The organism is Streptomyces sp. NPDC050448, from assembly GCF_040655295.1.
In the GTDB taxonomy this organism is placed as follows: Bacteria; Actinomycetota; Actinomycetes; order Streptomycetales; family Streptomycetaceae; genus Streptomyces.
The window spans coordinates 1-12,178 of the sequence record NZ_JBFAJR010000052.1; the positions used below are offsets into that span (position 1 = coordinate 1).

The window sequence follows — 12,178 nt, forward strand, 5'->3', positions numbered from 1 at the left end:
CATCTCGAAGCGTGAAGAACGGCCGCGTCACGTACGCCCAGATCCCGGGGATCTCAGCAGGTCGAGTGACCAGCAACGTTAAACGCCAAGCTCAGGTCCCGGGCGCGGCCGGAGATCACCCGTTGGCGCTGCCGGGCGAGCCCTTGCACAGCTCAAGGTGTCCCAGGTGCGGGTACGTCGCTTGCCGGCGAGGCACCACAGGCCCCCCGCCTGGCGCAGGTTGAGGCGGGCGCAGGCACCTGGAGGCCATGGTGACCGGCGAGCCCTCGACTGACGGAGTGCCCTAGACAGCCCGGCGGTAGTAGGTGATCGAGACTTCCACGGGTCCGTCGTCGGAGGCGTTGTTGAGGGTGCGGACGATGGCGATGTCACGGTTTCCGTAGGCGCGGATGCAGAAGGCGCGGTTGTTCCGCAGCGCGGTGAAGGGAAGGGAGGCGGCCGGCTGAGTGTCGAGGCCGGTGAGGCAGTCGGGGAGGGTGAGGGAACCGGTGGGTGCGATGTAGGCGATGCCGTCGTCCGGGACGTAGAACTCGCCGGCCTCGCGTCCCAGGTACCAGTCAGGGGTTTCACGAGTGACTCGTCCGGCTTTGAGGTCGATCTCGTAGTCCGAGTCCGGAGACGTCAGTTCTCGGTCGGTGTACTGGGCGGTGTAGTCCCCCGGCCTGGGGCGTGGTGCGGCCGTGGGGGAGAGGGCGGCACTTGTGGGGGAGAGCTGTGTGGCGCCGGGGTTGGTGCCATCGCGTTCGTCTCCCGTGCGCGCGGTCATTTCGGGGAGTGAGTAGAGGAGTATGCCGCCTCCGAGAACGGCGAGCGCTGCGAGCAACGCGGTGCGACGGAGGGTGGAATGACGGGTGGGGCGTTTGTGCCTGTTGGGGGCGGGCGACTGGGGGCTGACGGGGGACGGTGCGGGTGTGCCGACAGGTACTGCCGCGGAGTCCAGCTCGGTCGCAGGCGGCTCTGTGGGGGCGGTGTGGAGTCTGAAGGCGGCGCTGACGTGTGCGGGAAGCCATCCGTCGGTGAAGCTCAGGTTTCTGCCGCCGGCGGCGGCGTGATGGCGTGCCGTGTCGATCAGCCAGTCGGTGCTGGGGCGTTCTGCGGGGTCCTTGGCCAGGCACTGGCTGACCAGATGGTGCAGGGCGGCGGACAGGCCGGTGAGGTTGGGCTGCTCGTGGACGGCACGGTAGAGGGCGGCGTGTTCGGGGCCGTCGCCGAAGGGGGTTCTCCCGGTGGCAGCGTCAACGATGAGGGCGCCGAGGGCGAACACATCGGTGGCGGGTGTGGCGGGCCGGCCGAGGATTTGTTCGGGTGCCATGAAGCCGGGGGATCCGATGCGCAAGCCGGTGCCGGTCAACGGGCTGGCGTCGGCTGCGCGGGCTATGCCGAAGTCGATGACCTTGGGGCCGTCGGGAGCGATGAGGACGTTGCCGGGTTTGAGGTCGCGATGGACCACGCCCGCGGCGTGGATGGCTTGGAGTGCTTCGGCGATGCCGACCAGGAGGAGTAGAACGGTTCGTTCGGGGAGGGGGCCGTGCTGATGGATGACGTGCTGGAGGGAGGGGCCGGAAACGTAGGTGGTGGCGAGCCAGGGCGTGGGGGCGTCGGGGCCGGCGTCGATGACTTGTGCGGTGTAGAGGCCGTGGATCCGCCTGGCGCTGGCGACCTCTTGGGCGAAGCGGTGGCGGAACTCGGGGTCGGTGGCCAGTTCGGGACGGATCACCTTGAGCGCGACGGGGCGTCCGCCGGGGGTGTGCGCCAGGTAGACGAAGCCCATGCCACCAGCGCCGAGCCGCGCGGAGAGCCGGTAGCTGCCGATCTGGCGGGGATCGTCCTGGGCCAGGGGCTTGAAGGCCGGCGGCGGGGCAGCGGACGGCTGTGTGTTCATGATGGCTCCGTGCGTGAAAGCAGGCTGTGCATCGAGGGGCTTGTGGCCTTGGAGAGACGCTGGCTGTAGGGCAGGGCGGGTTTCGGGCGTGCGGGAGGGGACGGCTGGTGCACGGAGGGGGCCTCGGCCTTGCGCCTGTCGCCGAACTGATCGTGCGGGGGCGTGGCTTCGTCCCCGCCGTGGGGGCGCGGCGGGGACGGTGGCCTGGTGCGGCTTGTCAGGCGATGACCTCCTTGGCTGCCCTGATGCCGGAGAGGTAGGCGCCGTGAACGGTGGCCGCGGAGTTGCGGCTGGTCGCCTCGCCTGCGAAGTAGACGCGATCGGCGATACGGGACGCGAGCTGGTCGCGCATCGCGGGGTTGGAGCCGACTTTGTAGTAGGAATAGGAGCCGCGGGCGTAGGGGTCGGAGGCCCAGCGAGTGATCTGATGGCCGACCGGTTCGGGGATGTCCTGTCCGAAGATGGGCTTCAGGGTCTGCATGGCACTTGCGATGATCTTGCCGTCGTCCCAGTCTTCGATGGTGCGACCGAAGTCCGCGGCATTGAATCCGAGCAGGACGGGTTCGCCGTTGGCGCGGGTGACGTTGATCCACTGGGCCCATTGGCCGTACTTGCCCACAGGCGGTACGTAGTTCAGCCAGTCGGTGTCGGGCCAGAACTTCCGGGGGAACTTCAGGTAGCACTTGTTGAGGACACCCATGCCCAGCCCGTCGATCGCGGTGCGCTTGGTCGGGGGAAGACCGGGACCGAAAGTGACCGTGCCGCTCTGCAGGACGCCGAGGGGCAGGGTGACGACGACCTGGTCGGCGTGGAAAGTGTCCTTGGTCGTACGGACGGTGACACCCCGGGAGTTCCAGTCGATGTTTTCGACCTGCTGGCCGAGGCGGATGGCGAGGCCGCGGGCGAGGTGGTCGGTGATCTGCCCGTATCCCTTGGGGAAGAGGACGTCGTCGCCCTTGAGGGCGGCGTCGCTGTCGAAGTAAAGGGTGGACATCTGTGAGGTGCTGCCGGAGTACTCGTGCTCGTAGTCGTTCAGGGCGTTGTTGACCATGGCCTTGTCGCCGTCGGGCAGCGCGGAGAAGCGCAGGGCGCGTTCAACGACGCCGCGCATGGGCGCGTCGCGGTCCTGCTCGTCCTGGTAGCGGGCGAGCGCGTCGGCGGTCTGGTCCCGCCAGCGTGTGAGGGCCTGGGCCTGGGCTCCTTCGGCTTCGTGGCCGTCGGGAAGGTACTCGGTGGTGCTTTCGGGGTCGGTCACGACCGTCTTGGCCTCGGCCTTGGCGGCCAGGTCCGTGATGGGGTTCTTGTCGATGCCGTGGATCCAGGAGGCGCCGAGGTCGACGGGTGCCCCGTTCCAGGCACCGCTGGTCCAGATGCGGCCGCCGATGCGGTCTCGGGCTTCCAGGACGAGGACGTCCTCTCCCTGGTCGACGAGGTGGCGGGCTGCGGCCAGGCCGCTGATGCCCGCGCCGATGACGATGACTCCTGGGCGCGCCGAGGAGGAGGACGTCCCGGCGGCTTCGAGGTCGTCGGTTTGGCAGGCGGCCAGCAGGCCCGCGGCGGGCACGCCGAGGCCGATGCTCACGAGGAACCGTCGACGGTGCATGGTCATGTTTGTGCCGATCTGCGTTCTGGATGAGGGCAAGGCGGATCAGGAGGGGTACCGCAGGCCCGACGTGGTCGGAGCGGGCATGACGGGGAGTCTGCGAGGCGGCCGTGCGGGACGTGGCTATGACCCCGGGTGAAGGCTTTCCCGTGTCTGTTCTTGATCACCGCCGGGCATGGTCACGCCGTGCGGAAGGGAAGCCGGTCGCGCGCTATGAGGAGGCAACCCGTGCGACCGCTGTCGATGCGCGATGGAGGCATGGGGGCACCCCCTCCGTTCAGTACAATGACGATGACACTGTAGAGCATAATTTGAAACATGAGTGTGTCAATAGAAGCGTGGAGGTTTCAGCCGGTTATGCGTACGGATGCGGCGGAAGTCCTGGAGTCAGCCATTCCGTTCCTGTCGAAAGATCGCGCAGCGTCCATGCAGGCCATTGCCGCGCGAGCCGGGATCAGCCGGGCCACCCTGGTGAGGCTGTTTCCCACTCGCCAGCACCTCCTCCAGGCCGTGGCGAACAAGATTCTGGACGACTGTGAACAGGCCCTGTCCCGCGTGGAGGGCGAAGCGGTCCCCACGTCCCGCATGCTCGACGAGCTGATCGGCGACTACAGGCCCTTCGCCCAGCTGTGGAACCTGGTCTACGTGGAACCGGAAGCACTCGGTGCCGATCAGGCGAGCGACCGCGCGTCGCTCGTTTTCCGTCGTACTGTTTCCTTCGTCGAACGGGCACAGAAGGCAGGCCTCCTGCGAACGGACATGCCCGCTCCGTGGCTTGCTTCCACCTTCTGCAGCATCGCCGAGACCGCCTGGGAGCTGACCCTGGAGGGGCACATGGGCGCCCGGCAGGCACCCGAGTTCATCCAGGGGATCCTGCGGCACGGCGCCTTCGCCTGAGGGTGCCCCGACGGCGTTGGCCGTGCGCGCCAAGCCTGCGCGCACTCGCAGGAGCCGCCTTCGTGGTCCTGGAGGCACTGGAGCAGGTCGCGGGCCGCTCGCCCACAGACCGGGTGATCTCGTTGAGGAGTCCGGGCCGGTCCTCATGGACCAGGTTTTCGTGCGTCAGATTGATCTTTATGTCGTACTGGTGTGGTACACCCCGTTGGCCATGTGTATGACGGTACTGACTTCAGCTCGTTGGGGTGAATTGTTGCGAAGTCGCTGCTGGGTGTGGGTGGGTGGCTGTATCCGTGGTGTGTGAGATATGCGGATGGGGGCGGTCTGACGCCGGCAGGACGTCAGCGGCGCGAGACGGTACGGATGCAGGCGGCTGAACTGTTCGAGCAGCAGGTCAAGCCGTCGGAGGTGGCCCGTCGGCTGCGGGTGAGCGTGAAGTCGGCTTACGTGTGGCAGCAGTTGTGGCGGGACGGGGGTGTTCAAGCTCTGGCCTCGCGCGGTCCGAATGGGTCTCGGTGCCGGCTGTCCCCGTACTGCCTGGAGAGACTGGCGGGGTTTTTGGAGGAGGGGCCGGCCGCGCATGGCTGGGTGGAGGACCAGGTGTGGACCGCGTCGAGGGTTGCCACGCTGATCGGCAGGAAGTTCCATGTCTCTTACAGCGTCTCGGGTGCCACTCGGTTGATGCATCGGCTCGGGTTCTCCCCGCAGGTGCCCGCGCGGCGGGTCGCTGAGCGCGATGAGCAGGCCGTGAAGGTGTGGCGGGAGGCGACCTGGGCGGAGGTAAAAGGGTCCGGGCGGCCTGCGGGGGCTACGTCTGTTTCGAGGACGAAGCCGGGTTCACCCGCAGGCCGCCGAGGGGGCGGACCTGGGGCCGGCGTGGGGTGACTCCGGTCGTCACCATCAGCGGCCGGCGTTCGGGACGGCTGTCGGTGGCCGGGCTGATCGCGATGCGTCCGGGTTCCCGGACCCGGCTGTGTCACCGCCTGCGCAGCCATCCTGCGGGGAAACGCGCACGTCGCAGTATGAGCGAGCGGGACTTCATCGCGCTGATCGACGGGGTCCATCAGCTGGTCAGGGCGCCGATCGTGCTGGTCTGGGACCGCCTGAACACCCACGTCTCCCGCAGGATGCGGGAACTCGTAGCCGAGCGCGAGTGGCTGACAGTGTTCCTACTGCCCGCCTACTCACCCGACCTCAACCCCGTCGAGTGGGTATGGGCACACGTCAAACGCAGCCTCGCCAACCTCGCCGTCATGGCCCTCGACTGCCTTGAAACCCTGTTCCGCAACCGCCTCAAACGCCTTCAATACCGGCCCCACACCCTCGACGGCTTCATAGCCGGCACCGGACTCACCCTCGACACCCCAGCCTCACCTTGAAACGCCGAAGTCAGTAAGGCAGCTCAGGCCTGCGTAGAAGAGTGTGTTGCGGTGCCGCCGTGTCCCTTCCGGCACTCCGGTCAGCGGTGGGTGGGGTGTTCGGTGATCCAGCGGGCCGCGAGGAGCCCGGAGCCGGCTGTGAGGACGGCGGCCGCGATGACGGTGGCGTTCAGCCCGAAGGCGTCGGCGAGGATGCCGGCGGCGAGGGCGCAGGCGGCGTGGCCGATGTCGCGCCAGAGGCGGTAGGTGCCCAGCGTGTTGGCGCGCCAGGCGGGGTGGGCGAGTTCGAGGGCGACGTGGGCGGCGGTGTCGCGTAGGGCGAGGGCGAGGGCGAGGGCGAGGCCGGCGGCGACGAAGACGACGCCGCTGAGTTCGGCTGCTGGACCACCGCCACGGAGATCGAGACGGCTGCCGAGGTCTTCGTCAAGGCTGCGCGGCCCGGTCCTGATCTTGGTGCGCGCGGTGCCCGGGGGCGGCGGGGTTCGGGTGCGATGGGAGGGTGTGGGAGCGGTCGGGAGCCTTTCGGGCGGCCCATCTTTACGCGCGGTGGCTTCCGACCAGGTATTCCCCGTGCTCTAGCAAGTCTCTGCGGTCAGGAACCTTCTCGGTATCTCTTCTTCTTTCGGTCTCGGGCGTAGCTGATGAAGCTGATGTAGAGGAGTTTGATACTGAAAGACGAGATGATGATTCCAGCGATGATCCATGTCGTCCCCCATCAGCCGCGATCGCCATCGGGGTCCATGATTGGAAGCCGCAGGAAGTTGCTCGCTATAAGAATCAGCCTAATTGCCGGTTTCCTTGGTTTTCGACCAGCCCTCAATTCAAAGAAGATTGTGAGGGTCATTAGGAACATGAAAGAATAGAGACCAAAAACCCACGGGGCGGGGTTCATGTCCGTGGATCCCTCAACGAAGCGGATCTGCCGGGGCCACTCCCATAGCATGATCAAGACCAGAGCTTGGATCGGGATGGATCGCCGCAAGTCTCGTGCGATTACATGAAGTTGTTCCTCGCGTCGAAGGGCGAAGTCGGCCATTCCTTCGAAAAGAGGGTTGGGTGCGGTTTCAGGATCCAGTCCTTGTCGCGCGCGGACGGCTTCTGTGAAAGCCTCTTCCTGATTGGCTGCGCGAATGCACATCCGCACATCGCCCGCGTAGGATGAGATTTCTGAATGGAATCCATCCGCGGTGTCCGCGTTGAGTCGGGCCGTGTTTGCCAATTGCACCCAGCCGGGGCTGTCTTCCGTGGATCGTAACTGTCCGGTGAGATTGACCCAGAACAGCTGCTTCCTCTTCATGTCGTACACGACGCCAACGATGGGGATCCGGCTCTGCCGCCAGGCGTCGAAGTGGTCTTCTACGGGGATGGTGTACCCGTTGGCTCGCTTGTATTTTTTGCCGCTCTTTACCTGAATGGCAATCCGGCAGCCTGTTCGTTTCCCGCCCCGCGTGAAGTTTGCGATCATGTCTTCACCGCGGTCGTTTCCGCCGTCGATTTCCTGAACGATGTGATCATATTTTTTGAGGAGTGCACGCAGGGCGTTGACGCCAGCCCGCTCAATTCGGCGGCTAGAACGTACAGTTGACACCGTTCCCCACTCGAAATCAGTCGGAGTTACAGGCTGTTGTGATGGGCGGCGGTCGGCGCGTGTGCTCGTCGGCGTAGGAGCCAGCGTCGTAGTTCGTCGGCGCACCACACCACGAAGGGGAACGGGATGACGAGCGCGACCATGGCGGGGGTGAGGGCGGCGGTGCCCAGGAGGTGCTGGAAGGGCGGGGCGTAGATGAACAGCGCGGCCAGGGCGAGTTCGAAGCCGATGCCCCACAGCAGCAGGGGGTTGGTGAAGACGCCGATGGAGCGCAGGGAGGCGTGGTCGGTGCGGGCGGCGAAGGCGGTGCCGATCTGGCCGGCGACCATGCCGAGGAAGGTCATGGTAGTGGCCTGCTGGTAGGCGTGGTGCAGTGGGGCGCCGGGGCCGGTGGGGTCGCCGGGGTGCCAGCCGGCGTGGATGAGGACGGCGAAGAACCCTGCCATCTGCAGGGCGGCGCAGATGACACCGAGGAAGAGCCAGGCGCGCAGGAGCATGGAGCCGCGGATGACGCCTTCGGAGCGGGGGCGTGGCGGGCGCTCCATCAGGCCGGGTTCGGCCCGCTCGCGGCCCAGGGCGAGGGCGGGCAGGGTTTCGGTGCCGACGTCGAAGGCCAGCAGCTGCAGCACGGTCAGGGGGAGCGGGATCGCTCCACCGCCGAGGGCGAACACCAGGAACGGGGTGATCTCGGGGGTGGTGTGGGCGAAGATGTAGCAGATGAACTTGCGGATGTTGTCGTAGATCCGGCGCCCGGCCCCTACGGCCGTGACGATGGTGGCGAAGTTGTCGTCGGTGAGGACCATGGTGGCCGCTTCGCGGGCCACGTCGGTGCCGGAGCGTCCCATGGCCACGCCGATGTCGGCGCGCCGCAGGGCGGGGGCGTCGTTGACACCGTCGCCGGTCATGGCCACCACATGGCCCTCGGCGCGCAGAGCGTCGGCGATGCGCAGCTTGGCCTCCGGTGAGCTGCGGGCGAAGATCAGCTCCCGGTTGTGGCGCAGCAGCTGGTCGAGCGCATCCTCGGGCATGTGGTCGAGTTCTTCGCCGGTGACCACCCGCGGGTGCGGTCCGCCTATGCCGACCTGGTGGGCGATGGCTGCGGCGGTCAGGGCGTGGTCGCCGGTGACGATGAGGACTCTGATGCCTGCGCCGTGGCAGTGGGCGACGGCCTCGGCCACTTCGGGGCGGGGCGGGTCGGCCATGGCCGCCAGGCCGATCAGGGTCAGGTCCTGCTCGGCTTCGGCACGGCTTTCGGGCAGGGCGGCGGTGTCCAGGGGGCGCTCGGCCAGGGCCAGGACCCGTAGTCCCTGCCGGGCAAGGGCATCGACCTGCTCCTCGACCCGGCGGCGGACGTCGTCGGTGAGGGTCTGGGTGCTCGCGTCGGTCCACAGGATCCGGCTGCAGCGCGGGACCACGGCTTCGGGTGCGCCCTTGGTGTCCGTCCACACTCCGTGATCGCGTTCGTCCACGGTGGACATCAGCTTGAGCACCGGGTCGAAGTGGAACTGGCGCCGGCGGCCCCGTTCCCGCTCCGCTGTAGTGAGGCCGTGGCCCAGACGGCCGGCTGCTTCAAGCAGGGCAAGCTCGGTGGGATCGCCGATCGCTGTGATGTTGCTGTTGCCGGTGGCGGGCTGGGCGTTGTTGCAGCGGGTCATCACCGCCGCGAGGCAGGCCAGGGTCGCGTTGTCTGTCGTTGCCTGCTCGGTGTCGGCGCCGGTGAGGTGCTGTGGTCCGGCGGTGGTCCACACGGTGGCGACGTGCATGCGGTTCTCGGTCAGTGTGCCGGTCTTGTCCGTACAGATCACGTCCGCCGAGCCCAGGGTTTCCACCGCGCTGAGCCGCTTGACGACCGCCCCGCGCCGTACCAGCTCCCGCACCCCCAGGGCCAGTGCCAGGGTGATGACCGGCAGCAGCCCTTCGGGGACGTTGCCGACGAGCAGGCCGACCGCGAAGACGACCGCGTCGTGGAACGGCAGTTTCGCCCCGTACACCGCCACCGGCAAGAACGCCAGGCCCATGACCACCGCGATCAGCGCGATCAGCCAGGCCACCCGTCGCACCTGGCTCTCCAGTGGGCTGACCTCCCGCTCCACCCGCTCCGAGAGCGCGGCGATCCGCCCCAGCTCGGTGTGCATGCCGGTGGCGAACACCAGAGCCCGCCCCTCGCCTTCCGTGCACACGGTCCCGCTGAACACCAGGTCCCGGGCCTGCAAGAGCGGCACATGCACATCGGCGAGATCGGCGGACCGGTAGGCGGGTACCGACTCGCCCGTCAGCGCCGACAGGTCGACCTCGACCCCTCCCGTGATCAGCCGCGCGTCAGCAGAGATCCGGTCCCCCTCCTCCACCACCAGGACATCCCCGGGAACCAGATCGACCGCATCGACCACCTGCTCCCGCCCGTCGCGCAGCGCCTTCGCCTGCTCCGGCAGATAGGCCGCCAGCGCTTCCACCGCCCGCTCGGCCTGCATCTCCTGCACGAACGCGAAAGCCGCATTGACCACGATCACCACAACGACGGCCAGCGTCACCGCGGCGATCCCCGCCCACCACGCCAGCAGCGCCGCCGCCCACAGCAGCAGCGCCAGTGGATGGGTGAACTGCCGCGCCAGCTCCCCGGGCCAGCGCCGGCCACCGCGCCGGCGCAGCATGTTCGGCCCGTAATGCACCAGCCGCCGGGCCGCCTCCCGCGCGGTGAGCCCCTGCCGCGTACTGCGCAGATCCCGCAGCAGCAGCTCCACCCGCTCCTCAGGGTCCAACGGCGCAGCCGCCGGCTCCGACACCCCGAGCTCGCCGGACACCACCCCTCACCCCGAAGCAAGGCCCAGGCGGGGGCCCCACCGGGCCGCTATCACGCACTGCATCGCCACCACCACCTTCTCCGCGGCGCCCGACCATTCCACTTTCAGGGTGCGCGCCGCCCTCCACCGGAGCCAGTCACGCCGACACCCCCCGCACCCGGTCACGCCCTATGCCCGCGCCAAAGACGCAGAGCAGCTGCGTCGACGGGAGCGCAACGCTCCCTGAGCGGTCATCGGTCATACCGTGCGGCCGGTCCAGCGAGGTTCCACCCGCTCCCGTTCACGGCCCCACGCGAGGAGCCGCTGCCGTTCCAGGGAGAGAGCGAGGGTCCTGCGGACCGCGAAGACCGCCGCAGCGGTACCAGCAGAGGCGCCGGTGCCCACGACAGCGCCCGCCGCCACGGGCGCCGACGGGCGAATGGGAGGCGCGGTGACGCAGCCTCGACCATCGAGCCAGATCTGCAGGTGTCCGCCCTCTCGCAGCCCCACAGCCGCTTCAACGACCGTACGGTGATACCCGGCGGCGTCATGCCATTCCGCAGGCGCCCGCGCACCATCCGAACGCAAGCCGCCCTGGTTGACGTTATCCGCGAGTACCTTGGCGTCAACGACATGACGCGAGGCCAGCTGGGCACGGCGCACCTCGGCGTAGTATCCGTGGGCAGCGCTGGCCGCCAACCAGGCAGCCAGCGGTATGGCGACCGCCGAGATAATCCACAGCAGCCGCATCAACTGCACCTCCAGCCGGTCCGACGGCCGCTGGAGCCGATCGCACAGCACACCCCGCTGCGGCGTTCCTCGCGCCCGCGCAGGGCAGATTCTCCAGGGTCCGAACGCCTACATGATGAGCTCACCCTCTCTCGGCCCGGTGCCCTCACCCATCTCCGCACCGCCCCGCCCGCCCCTCAAGGGCCACACGGTCACCGGCCTTACCCCTACTGGACCTGCGGGCCGCGACATGAAGAAGTCCCACAACCTAAGTCGGCATCACTGCACTACGTATCCTGATAGACACAGTCCGTGGCGGTCGATGGTCGCGAGGAGATCTCCCGTGCGGGGAGGGACGGTCCGGTGCTGCGGCCGAACTGGTGGGCAGGACAAGGATGTTGCGGTGCTGCTCTGAGGCTTGCTGGCGCAGGAGCCGGTTCTCCGTTACGGCCTGGTGCAGCGCGCCGACGAGGGCTTCGTTGCCTGACGGGCACTGCGGATCGAGCCTGCGAACGTCGGCGCCTGGGCGGCGGCGTGGATCGCCCGCCGGGGCAGCCGGCCCGGAGATGCCGGCGCCTTCGGCCAGATCCTCGTGGAGGGCGGCGAGGGTGTCGGCGGTGGCGCGGGCGGTCTCGATGTCGAGGAGGTCGTGGATGCCGTCGCGGCTTCGTGCGGCGTAGCGGCGCTGACGGCGGTACGCATGTGGCCCTACTGGATGGCCAGGGCGACGAGCCCGCCGGGACGGCGGGCGATGTGCCAGGCCAGGGTGCGGCGGAACCGCTCGGTCCCGATGGCGCCGTGAGGGTCGTCAGGGATCGTCTCGTGGGGACGTCCGCAGCGGCCGGCCAGGGCGGATGCCCAGATGATGAAGTCCTCGATGCGGCGGTTCATCGTGGGCGGGTTCAGCGCTCCGGGGTAGGTGCGGTGCTTGGGGAAGTCGTGGGCGGTGGCGCCGAAGCGGAGGCCGTCGGCAGGGACCATCCGTTCGAGGACCTGGATGGCGCGCCTGGCCGGCGGGATGGCGACCCAGGGGACGTCGCGCATCTGGCCGCGGGAGAGGCGATTGCCGTCCTCGTCGCGGGCGGTCTTGAAGACGTGCCCGTAGATCAGCGGGCGCCCGTCGCCCGCATCGGGGCAGCAGCCGGTGCGCAAGCCGAGGGTTACTGGCGGGAGGGGGGTATTCCAACCGTGCACTGTTCCCCTCTGATGAGGATCTCTGGATTCGGCCAGGGCTACTCGTCGCTCCACTTGCTTCGCTACTCAAGCGAGTGGGGAGCGGGAGTGAGCGCGTCGCAGGTGGCGAGCCGGGGCCGCCCCGCT

At 68.2% G+C, this 12,178-nt stretch carries 9 protein-coding genes; 3 read left to right on the plus strand and 6 right to left on the minus strand.

What is annotated here, in order from left to right:
- Window positions 1-283: 283 nt before the first annotated feature.
- Together AB0I68_RS35800 and AB0I68_RS35805 are read right to left on the minus strand one after the other, a co-directional pair.
- Window positions 284-1,882: a serine/threonine-protein kinase gene (locus AB0I68_RS35800; protein WP_363181582.1), complete on the minus strand. Its 1,599-nt coding sequence runs from the start codon at window positions 1,880-1,882 to the stop codon at window positions 284-286.
- A gap of 217 nt (window positions 1,883-2,099) precedes the next feature.
- Window positions 2,100-3,485, minus strand: a complete 1,386-nt coding sequence (locus tag AB0I68_RS35805) for an NAD(P)/FAD-dependent oxidoreductase (protein WP_363181583.1) — start codon at window positions 3,483-3,485, stop codon at window positions 2,100-2,102.
- A 357-nt stretch (window positions 3,486-3,842) separates the two neighbouring features.
- Between AB0I68_RS35805 and AB0I68_RS35810 the strand changes: the two genes are divergently transcribed.
- The 3 genes from AB0I68_RS35810 (at window position 3,843) to AB0I68_RS35820 (ending at window position 5,761) form a co-directional block, all read left to right on the plus strand.
- Window positions 3,843-4,382: a TetR/AcrR family transcriptional regulator gene (locus AB0I68_RS35810; RefSeq protein ID WP_363181584.1), complete on the plus strand. Its 540-nt coding sequence runs from the start codon at window positions 3,843-3,845 to the stop codon at window positions 4,380-4,382.
- Window positions 4,383-4,706: 324 nt separating this feature from the next.
- Window positions 4,707-5,267, plus strand: a complete 561-nt coding sequence (locus AB0I68_RS35815; RefSeq protein WP_363181609.1) for a winged helix-turn-helix domain-containing protein — start codon at window positions 4,707-4,709, stop codon at window positions 5,265-5,267.
- A complete protein-coding gene (locus AB0I68_RS35820) occupies window positions 5,153-5,761 on the plus strand; it encodes a transposase (RefSeq protein WP_363181610.1) in 609 nt (202 codons plus the stop codon). Before AB0I68_RS35815 ends, AB0I68_RS35820 begins: the two co-directional genes overlap by 115 nt.
- 715 nt (window positions 5,762-6,476) lie before the next feature.
- On the opposite strand, the gene AB0I68_RS35825 is transcribed toward AB0I68_RS35820, so the two are convergent.
- The 4 genes from AB0I68_RS35825 to AB0I68_RS35840 form a co-directional block, all read right to left on the minus strand.
- A complete protein-coding gene (locus AB0I68_RS35825) occupies window positions 6,477-7,349 on the minus strand; it encodes a DUF4365 domain-containing protein (RefSeq protein WP_363181585.1) in 873 nt (290 codons plus the stop codon).
- Between the two features lie 26 nt (window positions 7,350-7,375).
- Window positions 7,376-10,150, minus strand: a complete 2,775-nt coding sequence (locus AB0I68_RS35830) for a cation-transporting P-type ATPase (RefSeq protein ID WP_363181586.1) — start codon at window positions 10,148-10,150, stop codon at window positions 7,376-7,378.
- Window positions 10,151-10,387: 237 nt separating this feature from the next.
- The gene (locus AB0I68_RS35835; RefSeq protein ID WP_363181587.1) at window positions 10,388-10,879 is read right to left on the minus strand and encodes a hypothetical protein; all 492 of its coding nucleotides are present in this window, start codon (window positions 10,877-10,879) and stop codon (window positions 10,388-10,390) included.
- A 687-nt stretch (window positions 10,880-11,566) separates the two neighbouring features.
- A complete protein-coding gene (locus AB0I68_RS35840; RefSeq protein ID WP_363181588.1) occupies window positions 11,567-12,010 on the minus strand; it encodes a hypothetical protein in 444 nt (147 codons plus the stop codon).
- Between the last annotated feature and the right edge of the window lie 168 nt (window positions 12,011-12,178).

Excerpts from the sequence above, each read along its gene's own strand:
- AB0I68_RS35800 (WP_363181582.1), bottom strand. The coding sequence starts at position 1,882 with ATGAACACACAGCCGTCCGCTGCCCCGCCGCCGGCCTTCAAGCCCCTG.
- AB0I68_RS35835 (WP_363181587.1), bottom strand. The coding sequence starts at position 10,879 with ATGCGGCTGCTGTGGATTATCTCGGCGGTCGCCATACCGCTGGCTGCC.
- AB0I68_RS35810 (WP_363181584.1), top strand. The coding sequence starts at position 3,843 with ATGCGTACGGATGCGGCGGAAGTCCTGGAGTCAGCCATTCCGTTCCTG.
- AB0I68_RS35805 (WP_363181583.1), bottom strand. The coding sequence starts at position 3,485 with ATGCACCGTCGACGGTTCCTCGTGAGCATCGGCCTCGGCGTGCCCGCC.